The 23,320-nt window shown below is 62.1% G+C and carries 19 protein-coding genes; 15 read left to right on the top strand and 4 right to left on the bottom strand.

The features are described from left to right. Positions 1–405 precede the first annotated feature (405 nt). The 9 genes from QA640_RS15375 to QA640_RS15335 all read left to right on the top strand — a co-directional run bounded on the left by QA640_RS15375 (position 406) and on the right by QA640_RS15335 (position 10,802). The gene (locus tag QA640_RS15375) at positions 406–1,788 is read left to right on the top strand and encodes a CBS domain-containing protein (RefSeq protein ID WP_283041451.1); all 1,383 of its coding nucleotides are present in this window, start codon (positions 406–408) and stop codon (positions 1,786–1,788) included. Positions 1,789–1,801: 13 nt separating this feature from the next. Then, positions 1,802–3,721 (top strand): N-acetylneuraminate synthase family protein, encoded by a 1,920-nt coding sequence (locus QA640_RS15370; protein ID WP_283041450.1) that lies wholly within the window; start codon positions 1,802–1,804, stop codon positions 3,719–3,721. Then, complete coding sequence (locus tag QA640_RS15365) at positions 3,721–4,410, top strand: acylneuraminate cytidylyltransferase family protein (protein WP_283041449.1); 690 nt, start codon at positions 3,721–3,723, stop codon at positions 4,408–4,410. The genes QA640_RS15370 and QA640_RS15365 overlap by 1 nt, the downstream gene beginning before the upstream one ends. After that, complete coding sequence (locus QA640_RS15360; protein WP_283041448.1) at positions 4,403–5,164, top strand: SDR family oxidoreductase; 762 nt, start codon at positions 4,403–4,405, stop codon at positions 5,162–5,164. Before QA640_RS15365 ends, QA640_RS15360 begins: the two co-directional genes overlap by 8 nt. Beyond that, entirely contained in the window at positions 5,161–6,009 is an 849-nt protein-coding gene (locus QA640_RS15355) for a TIM barrel protein (protein WP_283041447.1), read from the top strand. The genes QA640_RS15360 and QA640_RS15355 overlap by 4 nt, the downstream gene beginning before the upstream one ends. Continuing rightward, complete coding sequence (locus QA640_RS15350) at positions 6,006–6,767, top strand: SDR family NAD(P)-dependent oxidoreductase (RefSeq protein WP_283041446.1); 762 nt, start codon at positions 6,006–6,008, stop codon at positions 6,765–6,767. The genes QA640_RS15355 and QA640_RS15350 overlap by 4 nt, the downstream gene beginning before the upstream one ends. 14 nt (positions 6,768–6,781) lie before the next feature. Continuing rightward, positions 6,782–7,621 (top strand): SDR family oxidoreductase, encoded by an 840-nt coding sequence (locus tag QA640_RS15345; RefSeq protein ID WP_283041445.1) that lies wholly within the window; start codon positions 6,782–6,784, stop codon positions 7,619–7,621. Between the two features lie 53 nt (positions 7,622–7,674). Next, positions 7,675–9,348, top strand: coding sequence for a hypothetical protein (locus QA640_RS15340; RefSeq protein ID WP_283041444.1), 1,674 nt, complete (start codon positions 7,675–7,677; stop codon positions 9,346–9,348). A gap of 119 nt (positions 9,349–9,467) precedes the next feature. Beyond that, entirely contained in the window at positions 9,468–10,802 is a 1,335-nt protein-coding gene (locus QA640_RS15335; protein WP_283041443.1) for a hypothetical protein, read from the top strand. 137 nt (positions 10,803–10,939) lie between these two features. On the opposite strand, the gene QA640_RS15330 is transcribed toward QA640_RS15335, so the two are convergent. From QA640_RS15330 to rfbF, 4 genes are read right to left on the bottom strand one after another with little or no spacing between them, the layout of a single operon-like run. Continuing rightward, on the bottom strand, positions 10,940–11,815 hold the full coding sequence (locus tag QA640_RS15330; RefSeq protein WP_283041442.1) for a hypothetical protein: 876 nt from the start codon (positions 11,813–11,815) through the stop codon (positions 10,940–10,942). 49 nt (positions 11,816–11,864) lie between these two features. Beyond that, entirely contained in the window at positions 11,865–13,112 is a 1,248-nt protein-coding gene (locus QA640_RS15325; RefSeq protein ID WP_283041441.1) for a class I SAM-dependent methyltransferase, read from the bottom strand. 22 nt (positions 13,113–13,134) lie between these two features. After that, complete coding sequence (rfbG, locus tag QA640_RS15320) at positions 13,135–14,220, bottom strand: CDP-glucose 4,6-dehydratase (protein ID WP_283041440.1); 1,086 nt, start codon at positions 14,218–14,220, stop codon at positions 13,135–13,137. Beyond that, positions 14,217–14,987 (bottom strand): glucose-1-phosphate cytidylyltransferase, encoded by a 771-nt coding sequence (rfbF, locus tag QA640_RS15315; RefSeq protein WP_283041439.1) that lies wholly within the window; start codon positions 14,985–14,987, stop codon positions 14,217–14,219. Before rfbF ends, rfbG begins: the two co-directional genes overlap by 4 nt. 231 nt (positions 14,988–15,218) lie before the next feature. Here rfbF and QA640_RS15310 point away from each other — a divergent pair, with 231 nt between their 5' ends. The 6 genes from QA640_RS15310 to QA640_RS15285 all read left to right on the top strand — a co-directional run bounded on the left by QA640_RS15310 (position 15,219) and on the right by QA640_RS15285 (position 23,286). Continuing rightward, positions 15,219–16,160: a glycosyltransferase family 2 protein gene (locus QA640_RS15310; RefSeq protein ID WP_283041438.1), complete on the top strand. Its 942-nt coding sequence runs from the start codon at positions 15,219–15,221 to the stop codon at positions 16,158–16,160. A 232-nt stretch (positions 16,161–16,392) separates the two neighbouring features. Continuing rightward, positions 16,393–17,937: a hypothetical protein gene (locus QA640_RS15305; RefSeq protein WP_283041437.1), complete on the top strand. Its 1,545-nt coding sequence runs from the start codon at positions 16,393–16,395 to the stop codon at positions 17,935–17,937. A 28-nt stretch (positions 17,938–17,965) separates the two neighbouring features. After that, positions 17,966–19,471, top strand: coding sequence for a hypothetical protein (locus tag QA640_RS15300; protein ID WP_283041436.1), 1,506 nt, complete (start codon positions 17,966–17,968; stop codon positions 19,469–19,471). Between the two features lie 210 nt (positions 19,472–19,681). Beyond that, a complete protein-coding gene (locus tag QA640_RS15295; RefSeq protein WP_283041435.1) occupies positions 19,682–20,503 on the top strand; it encodes a hypothetical protein in 822 nt (273 codons plus the stop codon). A gap of 99 nt (positions 20,504–20,602) precedes the next feature. After that, positions 20,603–22,012 (top strand): DUF6418 domain-containing protein, encoded by a 1,410-nt coding sequence (locus QA640_RS15290; RefSeq protein WP_283041434.1) that lies wholly within the window; start codon positions 20,603–20,605, stop codon positions 22,010–22,012. 71 nt (positions 22,013–22,083) lie between these two features. Then, positions 22,084–23,286, top strand: a complete 1,203-nt coding sequence (locus QA640_RS15285; protein ID WP_283041433.1) for an HAD-IIIA family hydrolase — start codon at positions 22,084–22,086, stop codon at positions 23,284–23,286. Positions 23,287–23,320: the final 34 nt, after the last annotated feature.

The raw sequence follows: 23,320 nt of genomic DNA, 5'->3' as shown, positions 1-23,320 counted from the left end.
GAAAATTGCGGCCAGAAAAGCGATGTTGCTGGTTGGCGGATTGCCGGAGCCACAATACCTCCAAGCCCGCATTCCCCGTCGCACGCCGCGCATCAATGACTTGGTCGCCGCGCGAACTTCTTGCCATGTTGGCCGGCAGTGCGGCCCTACAGGCCGCCGTTTGGCTTGTGAGCCCTGCAGTCACCTTCGATCGTGATGGCATTGCAAAGCAATTTGCGCTCCAAATCGAGCATTCCAGATTCGCACCTTCCCCGGCATGTCACCGCAGCGATTTTGCGAGCCGGATCATGTATCTGGGACCGTCGGACCGGGAACCTTGCATCGCCCCAAGGGCTACCGTATTAGCAGGTTGATCCACGCCCTCGTTGCCGCCGCGGAAATCGGCCTTTTCCGGACCCTATTGACGTGCTTGAGCGAACACTCGTCACCATCGCCGAGACCGAGACGATTGAGGAAGCCTTCCGGCGCCTCAATGCCAACATGCTCGGCATCCTCTTTGCGCAGGATGCCGGCGGGCGGATCGTCGGCGCGGTGACCGACGGCGACATCCGCAGGCGGATGTTGACCGGCATCACCATCCACGACAGCGTCGCAGCCTGCGTCAATCGCAAGTTCGTCTGGGCGCGCGCCGGCGGACCGCGCGAGCAAATCCTCAAACTGCTCGATCAGCGTGTCCACGTGGTCCCGATCCTCGACGCCGAGGGCCGGCTGGTCGACGTGTTCAGCCGCGAGCTGTTCAACCTGTCGGAAGAGAGCGAGGTGTTCGCACGTGCCCGCTCTCCAGTGCGTATCAGCTTTTCCGGCGGCGGCACGGACCTCACCCACTACTTCGTGGCGAACGACGGCGGCGCGGTCATCAATGCCACGATCAAGATGTACGCCCATGCGACGCTCAGGCGACGCAGCGACGCCCGGATCTGGATCTACTCGCACGACTTCCGCTGCACGGTCGAGGCAAACAGTCTCGCCGAGCTCGGCGCGGGCGGCGATCTCGCCTTGATCAGATCGGTGATCCGCCTGATCAAGCCTACTTACGGGTTCGAGCTCGAGGTCTCCGCCGACTTCCCGGTCGGCTCCGGGCTCGGCGGCTCGGCCGTGGTGTCCTCCGCCATCATCGGCTGCTTCAACGAATTCCGCAGCGATCAATGGGACCGCCACGAGATCGCGGAGATGGCATTCCAGGCCGAGCGGCTGATGCTCAACATCCCCGGCGGCTGGCAGGATCAATATGCCACCGTGTTCGGCGGCTTCAATCACATGGAGTTCTCCTCCGACCAGAATACCATCGTGCCGCTGCGCCTCGACCCCAACATCATCGCCGAGCTCGAGGAGAGTCTGGTGCTCTGCTACACCGGCGCAGGGCATGACTCCGGCGCGATCCACCGCGACCAGAAGGCGCAGCACGAGACCTCGGACGCGGTCGCCGCCGCCGCCAAGCAGAAGGAGGTGACGCGCGAGATACGCAAGCATCTCCTGCGCGGCCGGCTTCTCGAATGCGGCCGGCTGATCGACGAGGCCTGGCACGCCAAGCGCAAGTTTAGCTCCAAGATCTCCTCGGACGAGCTCGACGATATCTATGACTTCGCCAAGTCGCACGGCGCGGTCGGCGGAAAACTGCTTGGCGCCGGCGGCGGCGGCTATTTCATGTTTTTCGTGCGCCCGTTCGAGCGCTACCCGCTGATCTCCGCGCTGGAGCAGAAGGGCCTGCGCTGTGCGCGCATCATGTTCGAGGAGAACGGCCTCAGGACCTGGAAATCGCGCTTCCCGGCCCAGCCGGCCGACGAGTGAGACGAGATTGTCGATGACTTCGCCCCATAAGACCGCCCCGATCCGCATCGGCGACCGCCTGGTCGGCGATGGCGAGCCCTGTTACGTGATCGCCGAGATCGGCAACAACCACAACGGCGATTTCGACCGCGCCATCGCGCTGGTCGATGCTGCGGTCGCTGCCGGGGCAGATTGCGCCAAGTTCCAGATGCGCAAGCTCGACGAGGTCTATCGCGCTTCCTCGCTGTCCGGAAAGGATGATGACCTCGCCGTCGAATACACGCTCGATCTGCTCCGCCGGTTCGAGTTGACGACGGAGCAGCAGAAGAAGATCGCCGACTATTGCTCCTCGAAGGGCATTCAATATCTCTGCACGCCCTGGGACGCCAGAAGCGTCGCGGTGCTCGAAGGTTTTGGCGTTGCGGCCTACAAGGTCGCCTCCGCCGACCTCACCAACCTTCCACTGCTCGCCAAGCTGATCGCCACCGGCAAGACGCTGATCGTCTCGACCGGCATGAGCACGACGGACGAAATCAAGACCGCGGCAAAATTCCTCGACGAGCGCAAGGCGAGCTATGTGCTCCTGCATTGCCAGAGCACCTACCCGGCGGCGCTTCACAACATCCATCTGCGCTTCATGCAGACGCTGCGCGAAATCCATCCGATCGTGGGATACTCCGGCCACGAACGCGGCACCGCGGTGTCGACGGCAGCAGTGGCACTCGGCGCCGTCGTGATCGAGCGCCACATCACGCTCGACCGCGAGATGGAAGGCCCGGACCATGCTGCGAGCCTGGAGCCGGAAGAATTCAAGGCGCTCGTCGCAGGCATCCGCGAGGTGGAAGCGGCACGAGGCGAAAAGCTCGCCGAGCGTGCGCTGAGCCAGGGCGAATTGATCAATCGCGAGAACCTCGCCAAGAGCCTCGTCGCTGCGCGCGACATCTCGCCCGGCACGGTCATCTCCGACGACGACATCGCCGTGAAGAGCCCGGGCCAGGGCCTGTCGCCGCTGAAAATGCCGGCACTGATCGGCAAGGTCCTCAAGCGGCAAATGGCAGCAGACGATTATTTCTTTCAGAGCGACCTCGACGAGGGCGCCGCGAAAGCGCGGCGCTACCGCTTCGACCGCCCGTGGGGCGTCCCGGTGCGCTATCACGACACGGAGCGCTTCCTCGAAATCTGCGAGCCTGACATCATCGAGTTCCACCTCAGCTATAGCGATATGGAGCGCGATCCGGCGGCCTATCTGTCCGGCACCTACGATCTCGGCTTCGTCGTGCACGCGCCGGAGCTGTTCGCCGGCTCCAAGCTGATGGATCTCGCGACGCCCGACGAGACGCTGCGGCGCTACTCGCTCGAGCAGACACAGGCGGTGATCGACATCACCCGCGGCCTGAAGAAATTCTTCCCGAAGACGAAGCGCCCGCCGATCGTCGCCAATATCGGCGGCTTCACCATGGACGAGCCGCTGCCGCCGGAAGAGAAAGCCGAACGCTACCGCATCTTTGCGCGAAGCCTGAAGGAGCTCGATATGGACGGCGTCGAGCTGACGCCCCAGACCATGGCGCCGTTCCCATGGCACTTCGGCGGACAGCGCCACCAGAACATCTTCATCTTCCCGGAAGAGTCCGCCGCATTCTGCGCCAAGCATGACTTGCGGATGTGCGTCGACATCTCCCACACCAAGCTCGCCGCCAATCACTTCGGCTTCGACTTCGCGCAAGGCCTGGCACAGCTCGGCCCGCACACCGCGCATCTGCATTTCGGCGACGCCAAGGGGCTGGACGGCGAAGGCCTTCAGGTCGGCGAAGGCGAGATCGATTTCGATGAAGTCGGCGAGGTGTTGCGCAAGCACGCGCCCAGCGCATCCTTCATTCCGGAAATCTGGCAGGGCCACAAGAACATGGGCGAAGGCTTCTGGACGGCGCTCGAGCGGCTCGAGGGGCACATCTGATGGCGCGCAAGACGCTGGCCGTGATCGCCGCGCGCGGCGGCTCCAAGGGCATTCCGCACAAGAACCTGCTCGATCTCTGCGGCAAGCCGCTGATCGCCTGGACGGTCGAGCAGGCGCGCGCGGCGCGCGGCGTCGACGTGGTCGCGGTGTCCTCCGACAGCGACAAGATTTTGGCCGCAGCCGAAGCCGCCGGCGCCGTCGGCGTGCGCCGCCCGGACGACATCTCCGGCGATCTCGCCTCGTCCGAATCCGCCTGGCTGCACGCGCTCGACGCGATCGACGAGCGCATGGGCCGCTTCGAGCGCATCGTCGCGCTCCAAGCGACCTCTCCGATCCGCGAGCCCCGCGATATCGAACAAGCGCTCGACACCTTCGAGCGGGAAAAGCTCGACAGCCTGCTCTCGGTCTGCGAGGTCGAGGACTATTTCAACTGGCGGATCGGCGCGGACGGACCAGAGCCGATCAACTACGACTTCCGCAATCGCCGCATGCGGCAGCAGATCGAGAAGCGCTATCTCGAAAACGGCTCGTTCTACGTCCTGATCCCCTCACTCCTGCGCGAGCAGAGCAATCGCCTGGGCGGCAAGATCGGCTTTCACGTGATGGAGCGTCACAAGATGTTCCAGATCGACCGCCCCGAGGACGTCAAGCTCTGCGCCGCGATCATACAGGCTTACGGCTATGCCTGACCTCGGCGCCTTCTCGCTTGCCGGCAAGATCGCGGTCGTCACCGGCGCCTCGCGCGGTATCGGGGCTGCGATTGCGGCAGGCCTGAAGGATGGCGGCGCCGAGGTCTTTGGGCTCAGCCGTTCCGGCACCGCGCCACAGGGCGTGACGCCGATCGCCTGCGATCTCTCCGACGATGCCGCGATCGCGCGTGCGGTTGCCATTGTCAGCGCGCAGCACGGGCGGCTTGACGTGCTGGTCAACGCGGCCGGCATCAGCCTTCCCGCCCAAAGCGCCGAGAGCGAGCTCGCGCGCTTCCGCAGTACGGTCGCGACCGATCTCACCGGCGTCTATGCAACCATCCTCGCCGCCCATCCGCTGATGAAGACGGCCGGCGGCTCGATCATCAACGTCACCAGCATCAATTCAGTGCGCGGCTTCCCGGGCAATCCCGGCTACGTCGCTGCGAAAGCGGGCCTCGCCGGGCTGACGCGGGCGCTTGCCGCCGACTTCGCTGCCGACGGCATCCGCGTCAATGCGCTGGCGCCCGGCTATGTCGCGACCGAGATGACCGCAAAGAGCTTCGCCGATCCGGCGATGCATGAAGACCGGCGCCGCCACACCATGCTCGGGCGCTGGGGCCAACCCGCCGACATGGTCGGCGCGGCCGTGTTTCTGGCATCGCCAGCGTCGGCCTATGTGACCGGCCAGGAAATCTTCGTCGACGGCGGCTGGACCGCCAAAGGCCTCGCCACCAGTTTGGACAGACAACCGTGACCGCAACACTCGAACGCATCGGCTTCATGCAAGGCAGGCTGTCGGCGCTCGTCGACGGCAAGATCCAGGCATTTCCCTGGAATGAATGGCGCGAGGAATTTTCGCGCGCGAAAGCTCTCGGCCTGACGCGGATGGAATGGACCATCGACCAGGAGCGGCTGCGCGAAAATCCGTTGATGACCACGCAGGGGCAGAACGAGATCATCGCGCTGTCGCGCGCCAACGGCATGCGCATCCCGAGCCTGACCGGCGACTGCTTCATGCAGGCACCGTTCTGGAAGGTCGACGCCGTGGTACGCGACGCGCTTGTTGCCGACCTCGACCTCCTGCTCGCCGCCTGCAGCCGGCTCGGCATCGAATTCGTCGTGATTCCGCTGGTCGACAACGGCAGGATCGAGCGCGAGAGCGAGAGCGATACGCTCAAGCGGGTGCTGCTCGCCCGCCGCGAGGCGCTCGCACGGCAGAACGTCAAGATCATCTTCGAATCCGATCTGCCGCCGCGCGAGCTCGCCCGGTTCATGCAGGCCTTTCCAGCCGAAACGTTCGGCATCAACTACGACAGCGGCAACAGCGCCTCACTCGGTTATGACAGCGACGAGGAGATCGAGGCCTACGCGCCACGCATCCTCAACGTCCATGTGAAGGATCGCATTCGCGGCGGCACCACCGTGCCGCTCGGCACCGGCAACGCAGACCTCGCCAAGACGATCCGGCTCATCGAGCGCTCCGGCTACAAGGGACAGTATATTCTCCAGACCGCACGCGCGGCCGACGGCGATCACGCCGGCGCGCTCGCCAGGTATCGCGACATGACCGTGGGCTGGATCGAGGACGCCGCGCGATGAAGCTCGAGCTCGAGAACCGCGTCGCGCTCGTCACCGGCGCCAGCCGGGGAATCGGGCTTGCGATTGCGACGACGCTCGCGTTCGAGGGGGCAAGAGTCGCGCTTGCCGCGCGCGGGGCGGAAGCGTTGCATGCGGCGCGCGCGACGATCACCGGCAGCACTTCGGCTCATGTCGCAGACGTCACCGACCCGGGGGCCGCGAGCGCACTGGTGCAGGATGTCGAAAAGCAATGGGGCCAGATCGACATCCTCGTCTGCAATGTCGGCAGTGGCGCTTCCGTCCCGCCCGGCAAGGAAACAGCGGCGGAATGGTCGCGGATGATGGACCTCAATCTGTTCGCAGCGACCAACATGATCGAAGCCGCGCGTCCGCTGATGGCCCGCGGCAGCGGCGATCGCGCCATCATCTGCATTTCATCGATCGCGGGAATGGCCGCGATCGGGGCGCCCGTTACCTATTATGCCGCGAAGGCTGCACTGAACGCGACGGTGCGTGGACTTGCGCGGCCGCTCGGCCTCGAAGGCATCCGCATCAATGCGGTGGCGCCCGGCAACATACTGGCGGTTGACGGCACCTGGGCCCGCAGGATGGCCGAGAACAGGCAGGCGGTCGACGACATGCTCCAACGCGAGGTGGCGCTGCGCCGCCTCGGCAGACCTGAGGAGATCGCAGACCTCGTTGCCTTCCTCGCCTCGCCCCGCGCCTCCTTCATCACCGGCAGCGTGATGGTAGCCGATGGCGGCCAGTTGCGGAGCTGAACAGGAGCATTTTCATGGCAAGCCCCTCCTCCCGCTACGACCTGACCGGACGAACGGCGCTCGTGACCGGTGCTGGTGGACTGCTCGGCAAGCAGCATGTCGCAGCACTCGCGGAAGCAGGCGCTCGCGTGGTCGTCACCGACGTCGGCCTGGCGCAGGCTGAAGCCGCCATCGCGGCACTGAAGCAGGCCATGCCCGAGGCCGATCTGATTGCGCTTGAGATCAACGTCACGTCACAGGACTCGGTGCGTGCCGCGCACGAACAGCTCGCGAGCCGCGGCATCGCCGTCGGCATCCTGGTCAACAACGCCGCGATCGATCCGAAGGTGACGTCGGCGCCCGGCGTCATGCACTCCTCACGCTTCGAGGCATTTCCGGTGCCGCAATGGCAAACCGAAATCGCCGTCGGCCTCACCGGCGCGATGCTGTGCGCCCAGATGTTCGGCGGCGAGATGGCCAGGCGCGGCGGAGGCGTGATCCTCAACATTGCCTCCGATCTCGGCGTGATCGCGCCGGACCAACGGCTCTATCGCCAGCCCGGTGTCACGCGCGAGGAGGAACAGCCGGTCAAGCCCGTGACCTACTCCGTGATCAAGCACGGCCTGATCGGGTTGACGAAATACCTTGCGACGTACTGGGCAGACCACGGCGTCCGCGTCAATGCGATCTCGCCCGGCGGCGTCTTCAATAACCAGGATCCCGCTTTCGTCGAGCGGCTCACGCGGCTGATCCCGATGGGCCGCATGGCCGACGTCGACGAATACCGCGCCGCCGTGCAGTTCCTCTGCTCGGACGCGTCGAGCTACATGACCGGACAGAACCTGGTCATGGATGGCGGCAGGAGCGTGTGGTAGAGGCGGCCGCGTCCGACTGCCCACGAGCGCCGAAAGCCAGCGTGACTGATTCCATGAGCATGAAAGCTGCAGATTGTGACGTCAAATACCAGGCTTTGCTGGTACTTGCCGTCCTTGCCGCCTGGGGGCCGATCATCCTGATCAACCAGGCGCTCTGGGATGACTGGGTTTTGCTGGCGTATTCCGAACTCGGCACGTTCTGGGAGTTCTTCAAGCAGATGGGGCGCCGCGAACAATTTGTGTTGGCCGCCCCCTTTGCGGACCTGGCACAGCCGCGCGTCTGGATCATTGCCGCGCTGGTACTGTGGTGCGCCCTGCCGCCACTAATCTACAACATCATCAGACGGGTCACCCAATGGTCGGCGGCGAGTGCATTCTGGGCTGCGCTGTTGACCGCCCTGGCGCCGCTCAACCAGGCGCGCTTCATTCTGTCGACCATCCCATACGCGTTCTCAAGCCTGTTTTTCGCGCTTGGGCTCGTGCTTTTGCTGCGCGATCTGAACCGCTCCTCGATCCCGCAACGAGTCGCGATCGTCGTTCTTCTGACGATGGCCTTTTCGACCAACTCGTTTCTTGTGCTGGCATGGGTTGCCCCTGCGATCGTCGCGCTCGCGGCTTGGCGGGAAACGGAGCATTCCTCTCCGCTCGATCAGCGCATCAGCGCGATGCTGTGGGGCGTGGCCGGCAGGGGCGAACTCCTCTTGCTGCCCCTTGTCTATTGGCCGGCAAAGCAGCTGCTCGAGCCGACCAGCGGTCTCTACGCGAACTACAACAAGTTCAGGATGAGCATTCCGGCCGCGCTCAAGCAAACAGCCGTCGCCTTCATCGACCAGTTCAGGGATGCCGGCACGCTTCTGCCCACGCGGGGCGACCTGCCGGAGCTTGTAGTCGCGGCTGCAATGGCAATCACGGCCTTCGCCGCATTGGCATGGCTCTGGCGGCTGCCCCTGGCGACAAAGGGCGATCATCTGGACAGGCCGCGCTGGATCGTCACGGCCGTGACGCTCGCCGCCGCAGGAGCGCTCATCATTTGCGCGCTATTCCCCTACGTGATGGTCGGTCAGCCGCCTCGCTTTACCGGATTATGGGAAACGCGCCACCAGACGACGCTGTTGATGGTGAGCGGATTCGTCATCGTTGCTGTATTGCGGTTGATCATGCCCCCGCGGTTCTTATGGCGGGCAGCCGCGGCAATCGCGGCGGGGTTTCTGCTGCTCGACTTGTCCTTCACGCAACGGCTGCTCGCGGACGCGCGCGAGACCCACATGCTGCTCGAAGAGTTCACGCAGAATCCCTCGCCTCCGGGGACGATGATGCTGGTCGTGGAGGCGGACAGGGAGTACCGCGCGTTCGGCCGCTTCTTCCCGTTCTACGAACTTTCCTTCCTGGTCAACGCAGGAAAGAGCGGCCCGAACCTTGCGATCTCTAACCGGGAAGTTCTTGACCCCGCGACGAACGACTACGCCAAATCTGCCGTTCCGCCCGTGATCACCGCCCTCGCCGCACTTTGCGAGAGCCATCGCTCCGATCCGCAATATGGGTTCGGCGGCTTTACCTCGAACGGCCAGATCGAAACGGCCAGCCTGGTTGCCATCCGAGAGCCGCCGGGCTTTTTTCGGACCATCGGCCAGTGGCTTGGCGCATCGGGCGACCGCGCCATTCGCGTGGAGCGAGAGACCGCGGCGATCGGGGGCGTCTGTCAGGCGCCATGCTGCAGCAATCGATGATAGCCGCGCCCCCGCAGCCGAAAACAAATCGACCGCACCGATCGCCTTTGGTAATGCAGTGGCGGCCCCGCTGCCGATCCCGCATCCCGAGGATACCTCCATGCCCCTAGGTCGAAACAATGAGTGAAAAGACCGTGGATGAGCGGATCGAGCTGCAAGGCTGGACTGGGCGGATCGAACCTCGCGCAGCCCTGCTCACCGTCATGGCGATCGGAACCGTCTTGCTCGCCGGGTTGCTCTTTTACGTCATGCTCAAGCAGCCCTTCGAGCCGAACGACGATCTCATTTGGTTCACCAAGCTGCGAAAGCAGAGTTTTTGGGAACTCCCGCTTTCGCCCGCCTGGATCCTGCAGAGCCCGTTCTACCGGCCGGTGGCGGAAATCTTTCTGAAGAGTCTGTACCTTCTGTTCGGCATGGAACTCGCACCCTATCGCTGGGTGCAATTCGCCGCGTTCCTCTTGCTGATGTGGCTCGGCTTTGTCGTTGTTCGGCAACTTCGCCTGCCCTGGGAATCTTCCCTCCTGCTGGTAACCTTTACGCTTGGATCTCCCTTCCTGCCTGGCTCCCTCATTTGGATCAGCGAGCTGCCGCACGTCATCATCTTGATCTGCTTTGCGGCCGCCCTGACCACGATTTTGTCCGAGCAGTCCATCAACACCAAGCTTGTGCTCTGCGCGCTGGCCTTTGCGGTTGCAGTGCTATCGAAAGAGAACGGTCTCGCACTCGCGATCTTCTATCTCTATTTCCTGCGCACCGCGCCGATCAGGGCGGCGCTTGTGTTTGGCGGCATAACGGCGGGCTATCTGCTCTTGCGCGCCCTCGTGCTCGGCCCATCCATCGGGGCCGGCGGGGTCAACGAGTCGGTCGGATACTTCTTCGATTATCTGACTCACGAGCAGCGAATGAGCCTGTTTCCCGGGCATGCCGTCTACAGGCTCTACGTCTATAATGTGACCGCGCAGCTCGCGGCGCTGCTGTTTCGCGCAACCCAATGGGGCATCATCATCTCGCACGTGACCTATCACATGCTGTTGCATACCGCCTCAACTGTCCTGATCGCCATCGGACTAGCTATGCGGATCAAAAGACGGGATGTTCCCGTGTGGTTGGTGATTTTGGTGCTTACGATTCTCGGCGGCACGTTGTTTTCATACTCTTACGCGCGTGACCGTCACCTTGCGCTTCCCGCCTTCGCTTACGGTATCCTCCTGGTCGTTTCTTGTTGCGAACTCGGGCAGTCGATGCGGTCGCGCTTGGCGACGACATCCATAATTTTCTGGCTGTGGCTGACGTGGTCGTATGAGGCCTACAGGTCCGCCATCCTGCTTCCCGGCTCTTCGCTCGAGGTTGTGGAGAAAAGCTATCGGCCTTATCCCGAGGTCCAGAATCCAAGGGTGGACAGCGACATCTGGACGGCCGCGCGTCGGCAGGCGCTGGACCTGGCACCTCGATAGCCCAGAAACCTAAAGCATGATCCGGAAAAGTGCGAAGCGGTTTTCCCTCGCGACAAACGCGGAACGCGTTTGCGCGGAGATCATGCGCGAACAACCACCTAAAGCGCGATGACGATTCATCCTCATCTCATCGCGCTTTAGCGGCGCCGCGACTGCTCCTCCACATGCGTCCAGAGTCGGACAATGGCGCGCTGACGCTGCGTGTAGCCGCCGTCCGCCTCGTCCAGCGATCGGCATAGCCGGTTCAGCACTTCGACGCGAGGGTCGCGGACGTGCACGGTCGTTTGCTGCACCGAGGAGAATGGATCGGCCTGGTCCGCGATGATCCTGTCTCCTTCAGCGCGCTGTCGCGCGTTGATCCTGAAGCACGTTTCCCCCGCGCGGGTATCGATCTTCAGCACGAAGGGGCTCAAAGCCTTTCCGGTGAAGGTCGCTTCCCAGGCAACCGTCTCGGCGTCCGAGGGTCCGGAGAGTGCTGACTCCGATACCTCGTCGTAACCGCACTCGGCCAAGAGCGCGATCAGGTGGATGCCGTAGAAGCGAAGTGCGCCGCCACCGCTGGCGTCGAACCGCTTCCAGTTGTCGAGATTGGCGCGGTAATGGTGCGCAAGGAACATCCAGTCGAGAGAAATGCCGTCGACACCTGAACCGAGGGCTACGCGGAGCCGCTCTGCCCAGGGTAGGAAGCGGAAGGTGTAACCGACACGGTAGCGCTTTCCGGCCCGCTCCAACTCGTCGAGCAGGGAGGCGGCGTGCTGCGGCGTGGGCGCGACCGGCTTTTCCAGGATCAGGTCGCGGATATCAGTCATACGGGCGAGCCGCGGAATCCAGTCGGCCTGGTCGGCCGGGCGGAGCGCAACCACTGCGCCGTTGGCTCGCGCCAGCGCCTGCTCCGTGGTTGCGCACCACGCGACCTGCGACACGTACTGAACCAACTCCGGCCGCCCACCGACGGTAGATCGATAGCGCTCCGGCAACACCACCTTCGTCCCGCACTCGATGAGCGCGGGCAAATATCCGTACATCCCGAAACCCGATCCGAGGATCGTGAATACGGCGGCCTCAGGCATCGAAGTCGTCGGAGCTGAGAACGTCGATCACCGGTCCTCCGTATCCGTTGTCGGAGAGATATTGCCGGATTTCGCGGGAAATGTGCCAGGCGAGATTGAGCAGCGGCTTGCCCTGGTCGCCGCGCGCGAATAGCTCGTCGTCGGAGACGATCGGAATGCGGGTACCCGGCACATAAGTTCCGATCTTGATCGAGCCGGGCTTCTCGTGAACAGCGACGATCTCGCTTTCGGTCAGACCGAGTAGCTTGACCAGGATCGCCGCACGACCGGGGAACGCCTTGGCCCGGATCGGGCCATGGGTGGCGAAAATCCGCTTCAACTCCTCGCCCTTGCGGGCCTTCCAGAGATCGACATCGCGCGCGAGCTTTCCGAAGTCGGTGAGAAAATTGCTTTCCCGTGCGATCACACCGTCCTCGACGGGATCGCTCGTCTTCTGAGCAGCTCGGCCGAGGATCACGCGAATGTTGCCGCCATAGCGCGCAGGGAATTCCGCGTTCACGATGTCGAGGCCGAGCGACTTGGCGATGAAGCTGAACGAGTTGTACGAATAGGTGCGCGGATGTTCGTGATAGAAGGTGTCGAACTGATGCCGGTCCAGCACCGCGCCGAGATAGTGATTTTCGATCACGATGGCGGTGTTCGGCCCGAGCAGCGACTTCAGCGCTGACAGCACACCCGAAAGATCCTCGATGTGGGCGAACACGTTGGTGAAGGTGATGATGTCGGGCGTGCCGACGCCGCGACGGATCTCCGCGGCGGTGTCTGTGCCGAGATAGTTCTGCACCACGAAATGACCTTTGGCCGCCGCGTCCTGGGCCGCGCCCGTCGGCTCGATGCCGGCCGTCTTCGCGCCGGCTTCACGGAAGAAGTCGAGCAGGCTGCCGTCATTGCAGCCGATGTCGAGCACGACCTTGCCGGTCAAGGGCCCCATCCGCTCCGCGCAGGTCGCCACCAGTCCTCGCATGCCCGACAGCACGTCTGCGGTGAAGCGCGAGCGATAGTGGTAGTTCTTGGGGAACAGGTCCTCCTTCGGCACCTGGAAGCGCTGATGCGCCGTGGCGCAGGTCGGACAGAAATCGATCTTGATCGGGTATTCGCGACACTGACGGGAATCGCCGACCGTCACGAGATCGTCGCACAGCGGATGCAGCCCCAGATCGAGTACGGGAACGAGCTGCGTATTGCCGCAGACCTCGCAGCCTCTGATCTCGGTGAGCGGTCTCGTCGACGTGGTCGTCATGTTCATTTGATCCGGTTTGGGCCTATTCGGGCCGGGAAGTAGCGGGCTCGTCCCGCTTCGTGTTCATGAAAGAGTCGATCTGGTCAATCATGACCGGCCTGACTGCGGCGCCGCGATCGAACGCCTTGTACCACTCCACCACAGCCGCTGCAGCGCGCTCCAAGCCCCATCGTGGCGACCAGCCGAGATGCGCCCGCGCCTTGGCGCTGTCCAGCGCCAGGAGGCGCGCCTCGTGCGGGTGCTGTCCAGGCTGCGGCATCTGCTGCGGCTGAACGCCCCACAAGACGGCCATGCGGTCGACCAGCCAGCGCACCGAGCGGACACTGTCGGGATCAGGACCAAAATTCCATTCGCTTGAGTAGGCGACGGGATCCCGCCAGAGATGCTCGGCGAGCAGAAGATAGCCGGACAACGGCTCGAGCACGTGCTGCCACGGCCGCACCGCATCGGGATTACGCACCGGCACCGGCTGCCCGTTGCGGATTGCCGCGATGATATCGGGGACCAGCCGGTCGGGCGCCCAGTCCCCGCCCCCGATCACGTTGCCTGCCCTGGCGCTGGCAAAGCCGATTCGATTGGCTCCGCAAAAGAACGATGCTCGATAGGCCGCCGTGACCAACTCAGCACAGCCCTTGCTGCTCGAATACGGATCCTTGCCGCCGAGCGGGTCGGACTCGCGGTAGCCCCAGACCCACTCCTTGTTGTCGTAGCACTTGTCGCTGGTAATATTGACCAGCACGCGTACGCCGGCTGTCCGCACCGCCTCAAATACGTGAACGGTTCCCATGACGTTGGTTGCGTAGGTGCCGACCGGATCTTCATACGAGGCGCGCACGATCGCCTGCGCTGCCATGTGAAACACGATCTCGGGCTGGAACTGGTCAAATACCGCCTTGACGGCGGCAAGATCGCGGATGTCGCCGAACACAGAGACGACATCCTGCGCGCTTTCGGTCAGATCGAACAAATTGGGGGTCGTCGCAGGCGGCAAAGCGAGCCCCGCGACCTCCGCCCCGAGATGGCGCAGCCACGCGACCAGCCAGCCGCCCTTGAAGCCGGTGTGACCAGTGACGAGAACGCGTTTGTGCTTCCAGAAGGAGGGAGTCATTGCCAGCTCTTCCACGGGGCCCGCCCGGCGTCCCAAAGCTGCTCCAGGTGCAGCTTGTCCCGCAGCGTATCCATGGCTTCCCAGAAGCCCGAATGACGGTAGGCCGCCAACTGTCCGTCTTGGGACAACCGCTTCAGCGGCTCCTGCTCCCAGATCGTCGTATCGTCGCCGAGATAGTCGAAGATCGCGGGCTCCAGTACGAAGAAACCGCCATTAATCCAGCGGCCGTCGCCGCGCGGCTTCTCCTCGAAATGCTGGACGACGTCGTCGTCGATATCGAGCGCGCCAAAGCGGGCCGGCGGCTGAATGGCCGTTACCGTCGCATGGCGTCCATGGGCGCGATGAAAGGCTTGGAGCTTCCCGATATCGACGTCCGCGAGCCCGTCGCCGTAGGTCATGCAGAACGTCTCGTTGCCGACATAGTCCTTGACGCGCTTGAGGCGCCCCCCGGTCATCGTATTGAGGCCGGTGTCGACCAGCGTCACCTTCCAGTGCTCGGCGAACTTGTTGTGGACCGCCATCGAATTGGTCGCGAGGTCGAATGTCACGTCCGCCATGTGGAGGAAATAGTTCGCGAAATATTCCTTGATGACGTACGACTTGTAGCCGCAGCAGATGATGAACTCGTTGATGTCATATGACGAGAAAATCTTCATGATGTGCCACAAGATCGGCTTGCCGCCGATCTCGATCATGGGCTTCGGCTTGACGTGGCTCTCCTCGGTGATGCGCGTCCCGAAACCGCCCGCCAAGATCACGGCCTTCATGCTCATACTCGCCCCGCTGAAAGAGGCCACATCAGAACGATTGGCTCTGTCTTGTCAATATGATCCAAACCTCCACAGCCCAGTTCCGGGAACGGTTGAAGTTGCCGGCTTACCTGCTAAAGAGGCGATTGAACGATGGCAACCCCAGCGAGCTAACCACCCCAGGCGGCGGTCTGCCCGATCTCAGCCCATAAGCGACTGATCTTTCTCGATGGACGTGTTGGAGGATTGATGCGCAAGAGGATCAGCCTTGTGACCCCCTGCTACAATGAAGAGGCAGGTATTCGCGAGTGTTATGCGACTGTCAAGAGGATCATGGATACCGAGCTCCCGGGCTATGACCGCGAGCATATCTTCTGCGACAATGCCTCCACCGACCGGACGGTGGAGATCTTGAAGGAGATCGCGGCCGAAGACCCCTCGGTCAAGGTGATCGTGAACGCCCGGAATTTTGGCGTGCTGCGAAACACGTATAACGGCGTGCTGGCTTCAACCGGCGACGCGACCATATTGTTCCTGCCGGCCGATTTGCAAGATCCGCCGTCGCTCATTCCGACCTTCGTCAAACACTGGGAGCAAGGCTACGAGATCGTGTTCGGCATCCGGGCGCGGCGCGAGGAGCCGCTCTTGGGCCGCACGGCGCGGCATTTGTATTACAAGCTAATCAGCCGCATGTCCTATGTCGACTACCCCGCCGACGTCGGCGACTATCAGCTGGTCGACCGCAAGGTACTCGACGCCATGAAGCAATTCGACGACGTCCAGCCCTTCATGCGGATGATGCCGTTCGAGTGCGGTTTCCGCTCGATCGGCGTGCCCTACACCTGGCAGTCGCGCAAGCATGGGATCTCGCGGAACCGGCTGTCGAGCCTGATCGACCAGGGTCTGTTGGGAGCAATCAGCTTCAGCACGGTCCCGCTGCGCAGCGCCTTCTTTTTCGGATTGATCATTTCGTCCTTGAGCTTCGTCTACGCCTTCGCCGTTTTCCTACTCAAGATCGCTGGTTTCGATATCGGGCCGCGCGGTATTCCGACGATCGTGATCGGGCTGTTCTTTTTCGGCGGCGTCCAATTGTTCTTCCTAGGCGTGATGGGCGAGTACATCGTGGCCATCTTCAATCAGGTTCGGCGCAGGCCGATTGTCGTCGAACGCGAACGAATCAATTTTGACTGAGCTGTTCTCTGGCGCTCGGGCGCTGATGTCGAACTGACAGCAAACAGGCGCCGTGCCGGCACAACCGTCTAGGGGCAACATGTTGACGCCGAATCCGTCCCGCGCCGACGCACACAGCGACCTGCCGCGCGCCGCCTTGCTGGACCGAACGAGCTGCCTTCTCGTCGGTTTCCTGCTGATCGTGCACGTCCCCCTTGCCTTCAACAATGGGCTGTTCGGCGACGATTGGCTGATGTTCGAGATCAAGCCAGGATACCAAACGCTGATTTCCTTCCTGCTGCATGGCGCTGGGCATCCGATCACCTACATTTACTGCGCGATGGCCAACTTTACCGGCTATCCGACGCTCTTCATGAACGGGCTTGCGCTGGCGGGGATCGCAATCGGCGCCCTGAGCCTGCGATCTTTTCTGACTCACCTGCGGATTCTTTCCGACTTCGAGACGTCGTGCGTTGTCTTCCTCGTGTGGACCTACGCAGGCTTCCGTGACTGGGCGACCAAGATCACCGCTCCATATATCTTCAGCTTCGCTCTGCTCTGCCTCGGGCTCGATCTCTTTGCCGGCATCGCAAGTTCACGCCGTCCAAACGTCGGTTTACGGCTCGTGAGCCTCGTTGCAATCTTCTGCAGCTTCGCGATCAACTCGATGATCGTCGTCTACTTCGTTGGCTTGCTGGCCGGCATTTGGCTGATCAAACCCGACGAAGGCCGCAAGCAGTCGATAGCGCGCCGCCTCGCTCAATCGGCAAAACGCTTTGCAGACTACCTTGCGGTTCCCTTCGTTTACTGGGTCTCGACCAACTATTTCTTTCCCAAGGTCGGTCCTTACCGCGACTACTATCTGATCCGGATCCCCGCGCTTGGCGATACGCTTGTTCAGCTGCGGCAATTCGTGCGATGGGGCACCTGCGAACCCTTCCTCAACGCGATCGATCTTGCCGCGCAATCCCGCTTGCCTGTCATCCTGTCGCTTGTTGCCGGCGTCGCGTTTGTGGCCTTGGCTTTGTGGCAGAGCAGGATTGCCGTAAGCCGTCCGCAGACGTTGCCACGCGACCTGATCTGGCCGGCCGTCGCCGGGATCATGCTCTTCATCGTCTGCGCGCTGCCCTATATCAGCGTCGGCATCTCGCCGACCGGTCATTTTTACGAATCACGGCACTTGATCCTTTTTGGTATTCCTCTTGGCTTCATTCTCGTCTCGATCCTTCGTGTCGTGCAGCACGCTTCCAACAAATTCGTCGGTTATGCCCTCTGCGCACTGGTTCTCTCGGTCAATCTTTGCTCGCTCTGGAACAGCTATTTCCATCAGCAGGCCAGATGGATTCGGCAGTCAGCCATGATCGACCAGCTGCAGCGCGGTTATCGCGAGCCGCCTGCGGCGGTGTTCAATCTGGTCGATGGCTTCCTCGACTATCCCGGGCATACCTATTACGGGATCAGCGAGATAACCGGCGCCTTGCACGTCGCCTGGGACAACCGTCCCCTGTTCGGCTTCACCGGGAGAAATGAGCGCCCGACGGTTCTTCAGGAAATAGACCTGGCCATGCGGATGGACGGGACAGCGTTTCGCAACATGGATTTGCGCGGTCCGCAGGCGACGATCGAGTTTGTTCCGAAGGCGCCGGTCCTGAGCAACTATGAATTATCCACCCGCTATTATGGCTGCCTGATCCGCTTTTGCGACCGGCAGGCATTCCTCGACGCGGAGGCAAGCACCTCGGTTCGTATCGGCCCGATCCCTAATATCGTTCCGCTCGACGGAAAGGCGGCCCCTTGACGAGCTCGACGAAGAAAGCGTTCCGGGCATGAACTCGCTGCAAGCCGGCACCGAAGCGGATCGATCAGCTGCAATGCCCGATCGTACCAAAGTCCCCCCCGCAATTTCGATTGTCACACGGTTCGGATACGCCCTGCTTTGGTTTATCCCCCTGTGGTATCTTCTGCCCTTCGCCTCAGCCGCGCTCTACAGCAGTCCATCGACCGACGATTTCTGCCTGGCCTCAAGCACCCTCGGGCAGGCAGTCGGGGCCGTCCACCAATATTACGTGTCGGTGACTGGACGATTGCCCGCGCTGGTGATCATCACCATCCCTTCCCTGCTGGCGAGCGCCACCGGGCTCGATCTTTTTGTCGTCTATCCGATCTTCAACGCCTTCGTCATCGTCCTGTTCGCTGCAGCCATGACGATTTCGGCAATATTGCTGTTACGGACGGACGATTATCTCCTCGGCGGCCTGCTTGGCTTGCTGTCGAGCACTCTGATTTTGAGCCTTGTCCCAAACATCAGCGAGTTCGTCTACTGGGTGACGGGCGAAGCCTGCTATTTGACGGCTGCTGTCGGCGCGTCGCTCTTTGCGGCCTGGGCAACCAGTGTCGCGCTGAACCGAAGTCGGATCGGCATTTTTTCGATTTGTCTTGTCATTCTCGTCTGCGCGTTCACCGCCATGTTCAATGAATTCACGGCATTCTTCCTCCTCGGCGCAGCCGTGTTGTCGCTGCTGTTCAGGGTTTTGGTAATGCGGCGCGAGGCTCAGGCCGGGTACCACGTGGCCATCATCGCGACCATCCTCCTGAGCTATTGCGTCGTGTTTTTTTCACCCAGCAATGCCATTCGGCTCGCAGCCTATCAGCAAAGCGGCAACATCGGCGCGTCACTGGATAGCGCGCTCATCTATCTCGCCGATTACGCGATCTTTCTGGGCGGGCTGGAGGCTGTTCAGTCGTTCGGAATTCTGGCCGTCTGCTTTGGCATCGCCACCGCCAGTCGGTTATCGTTCAAGACGGCCGCGCAGAATACCCTGTTTGCCATCGGCCTGCTCTGCCTCGGTGCGCTGTGGGCATTCTCGTCCTACTTCATCGGCGCCTATAGCACTGGCGAGGTGCTTGCGCTCAGAGCGAGAAACGAACTTGTTGCTGTTGAGGTCATGCTCCTGACGACCTGCATTGTCATCTGGGTCCAAGCCGTCTTGGGCGCATTGCTTCAATTTCAGAAGAACGAAATGCCACGAACGGCAGGCGTCGCCGCCCTCCTCGTCGTCGCGTTCGGAACGTGGCAGATCCTGCCGGTAACCGGGGCCCCTACCTACGTACAGCTGAGAGACGAATGGCCGCAGCTTGTCGTCTACTGGCGTGAGAGCCTCGCCAGAAACTCGCTTCTCTCCACAACCAGCGACGCAGACGTCACTATCTCCCGCCGCACCGCGATGCCGCACCTCTTGGCGGGTGATGAACTCAAGGAAACCCCACTGCAGCTGCCGAACGACTGCATTGCACGCTTTTACAACAAGTCCACGGTGGTGCTCGCCCACTAAGACGTTTGCGTAACGACTTGATCATCGTTTGTTCGGCTCGTCCCCTCGCAGGGACGGCAAAGACGATGGCCGGCTCAATAAGACTGCTTCGCGGGGTTGCCCTGGAGGAGAACCACAGCTAGAAATCCACGTGGCGGGGGCGCTACGACTTTTGTCAGGGGCATCGTGGATCAGTACAATTCGGACACAGCACCGGATGCGAGGAGTGTTTTGAAGTTCATCGGAGCGCGGCTCTGGAAATTCAAACTCCCGATCGCAGGCGCGGCCTTGGCCGCCGCCGTGCTGACATTTGCCCTCTACGAGCCGAAACCCGTACAAGCCTGGACCGGCAAGACAACCGTGACGATCGGAATGGCCCCGCCGGCCGCTTTTGTCTTGCAGCTGTCTGGCCCTCCGCTGGCTCCGCTCGAGCCTCCGCGGAGCCTGGTCGCACGGATTTCGGATCAGGCCTTCAAGGAAAAGGTCGCCAGTCGCGCGGCCCTTGATCCTAAGACCTCGAGCTTTTCCAAGATCATGGTCGCGTCCAGCCTGCGCGGCATAATTCTGGAAAGCGACCGTGACATAGCAGTCGAACTTTCGGCAGGCTCTTCCGCCGATGTTCAGGCGGCGCTCGCCGCCCTGGCTGCGGAAATCAGCGAGGCGCACGGCGCCCTGCTCAAGCAGCGCCTGCAACCCCTGCGGGCCCAGATCGAGGACGCCAAAGCACGGGTGGCTCAAATCGAGAAATCGAACGACAGTATCAACGCCCGTATCCTGACCCCGGAGCCCGCCGACAATATCCGCCCGCCGATCGTGCCCACCGTAACTGCGGCGATTCCAGCCTGGAACCAGTTGAAGGATCGTATTCAGACCGGCGAGAATCTGGCAGAGATGAGCGAGCCTACGGTTGTGCAGCTAAACGCCGCTATTTCTCCCATGGCCTCTCGCTCGATCGGAACGCTGAGGGCGTCCATTTTGGCCGGCCTTGTTATGATTGCGGCGATGAGCATTCTCGCTCTGGCCGTGGGCCCACGTAGAGGATCCGGAGCGTGAAAAGCGTAAAGATGCGCCTATCCACGTCGTGTTGATTTCAAGAAGATGTCTGCCCTCCCAGACCAGGTCGCAGTCGCTTTTTCGACGAGCGCATTCTGCTTGTTTGTTCTTTTCCTGGCAGCCTACCGGCCTGTGATCTTTCTGGGGTTCTTCTTCATCCTGTTCACCTTTGTCTGGCGCACAGCATCGACCACCTTCATCGACTTGGCTGGTCCCGTATGGTCGTCCCAGACCCTTCGCTACATCGGCCCTGGCCTTGCAACGCCGCTGCACGTGCTGGCCTATTTCGTGACACTTATACCCTTTGTCATGGTGCTGCGGCCGAGCGTGATCAGCTCCTGGCGTGACGCGATCGACCGCCGCCGAGCGCAGCAGGGGATGCTGACGCTCTCGGATCTGACGATCGTGCTGTCGGCCCTGTTCCTCGGTTACGTGTTTGTTGACATGCTGCGCCACGGCTCCATTCCGCTGTTTGCGCACGTTGAGCGCTATGCTTACACGGCGGAGATGGCCGGCGCGGCGCACCGGTGGCTCGTTAGGTACGGCAATTTCCTCACATTCTGGTGGGGCATCATGTTTGCCGCGGAATGGTTGCGAAATCGCAGGACCGATGTCCGCTATCTGGGACTGCTCGTGATCCTGCTCGCCTACATGTTCCTTACTGGCAATCGTTTTTCGGCATTCTACAGCCTGCTGAGCTTCTTCGTCATTCCGTCATCTGCAATCGTTGCACAGGGTGCCGCCGAGCGATCGAAGGTGCCGTTTGACTGGATTAGACAAGTATTTGGCACGCGCGAGATTGCAATAATCGGCGCGGGCATTTCGCTCGCCGCCCTCTTGGCCGCCACAGCCATCTATAACAATCTGGTCAGTGTCCGCGGTTATGAAGGCTCTCAGGTCGCGTCCCAATTCTGGGAGCGCCTGCTGATCCAGCCGAGCGAAATGGGTTGGATTTCCTACGAGCGCGTGTTCGTCCTTAATCATTGGCAGCCCGATTCTGTCTACGATTTCCTATTTCAGCGCCCGCTGGATCCTAACAAGAACACAACACCGCAATATCTGATGCTGGAAACAATCGGCGAGCCCCGCACGTCCGAACACATATTCGGAGGCTTCCAGTTTGCCGGCGGATTTCCGGAGATCTTCTTTGAATTGTTCGGTCCCATCTACGCCTGGCCATTTCTTTTCGGCTGCGGCTTCACTGCCGCATTATTGACCGCCCTGATCGTGAAAGGCGCGATGCTCGGACGATATTCATCCGCATTTCTGGCCCTCTACGTGCTGTACGGCTTCCACGTGATGTACATCGGCGGCATGCTCAATTTCGTGACCGTGGAAAGCTACTGGATCAAGGTCGCCGCACTGGCGATCGCTCTGATTCTGGAATCCAGACTTGCTCGTGCCGGATTACCACTCGTACCATGGGCCATTGCCATGGTCCGCCCCCGCTGGCTTGCGACTAAGTTCGGGTTCATTGGACAACACTTCCAACCTAGGGCAACGCAATAGTTGAAGATGATCTCAACCCATCCGAGATGCTTCGCGCTGGCAATGGCGTTGCTATGTAACGGCCATCCCCCATGCTGAGACAGGCCGTCATTCTCGTCGGCGGGCTCGGCACGCGGCTTGGCGAGCGAACCAGGGCCGTGCCCAAGCCGATGCTTGAGGTCGGCGGGCAGCCGTTCCTGGACACGCTGATCGATGAAGTCGCCCGCTACGATTTGTTCGACGAGATCCTGCTCCTCGCAGGCCACAAGGCCGAACTCGTCGAGACGCGGTATTCCGGGGCAAGCCGGGGCCGCGCACGAATCATCGTGTCGCGGGAAACGGAGCCGCTCGGCACTGCGGGCGCGCTGGTTCATGCGAGCCCTCTTCTCCATGACCGCTTTTTGCTGCTCAATGGCGACTCGCTGTTCGACTTCAACCTGCTGGACCTGATCGCCCACGCGCGCGCTGACGGCGTCCACATGGCGCTGCGCGCCGGCGTCGAGGGCGACCGCTACGGCCGCGTCGTACTGGAGGGCGACGTCGTGCGGGCATTTGTCGCGCCCGGTGCGGGCGCCACGGGGCCTGTGAACGCAGGCGTCTACGTCGTCAATAAATCCGTCGTAGCAGGCATCACAACGCTTCCCGCCTCGCTCGAGCAGGACGTGTTCCCCTCTCTTGTTGCACAGGACGCGCTGCACGGCACGGCCTATCGGGGCTATTTCATCGACATCGGCATTCCTGAGGATCTCGCGCGCGCCGACCGCGAGCTGCGCGAGAAGCTGCGGCGGCCGGCCGTGTTCTTCGATCGCGACGGCGTGCTCAACCATGATTCCGGCTATGCCTACGAGGCAGACAAGCTCGAATGGATCGACGGCGCGCGCGAAGCCGTGAAAGCCGTCAACGATGCCGGATACTTCGCCTTTGTCATCACCAACCAGTCCGGCATCGCGCGCGGCTATTACGAGGAGCAGCACGTCGTGGCGCTGCATCGCTGGATGGCGGACCAGATGGCGCTGATCGGCGCCCATATCGACGCGTTCGAGTATTGCCCGGACCACCCGGACGGCACCATTGCGCGCTATTGCCGTACCAGCGATCGCCGCAAGCCGGCACCCGGCATGATTACCGACCTCGTCACGCGCTTCCCGGTCGACATGTCGCGCAGCATGGTGATCGGTGACAAGGCAAGCGACATGGAGGCCGCTCAGGCCGCTGGCGTGGCTGGCCATCTGTTCGAGGGCGGCAACCTCGAGGCATACGTCAGGGAACGACTCGGTTCGACCGGCAAGGCCTAGGCGGGCCGGCCAGCCCGATCCGACGTGCCATCAA

This window comes from Bradyrhizobium sp. CB82, assembly GCF_029714405.1.
Classification (GTDB): Bacteria; Pseudomonadota; Alphaproteobacteria; order Rhizobiales; family Xanthobacteraceae; genus Bradyrhizobium.
Note: the sequence above shows the minus strand (reverse complement) of the source record. Positions and strands in the feature narration are given on the sequence as shown.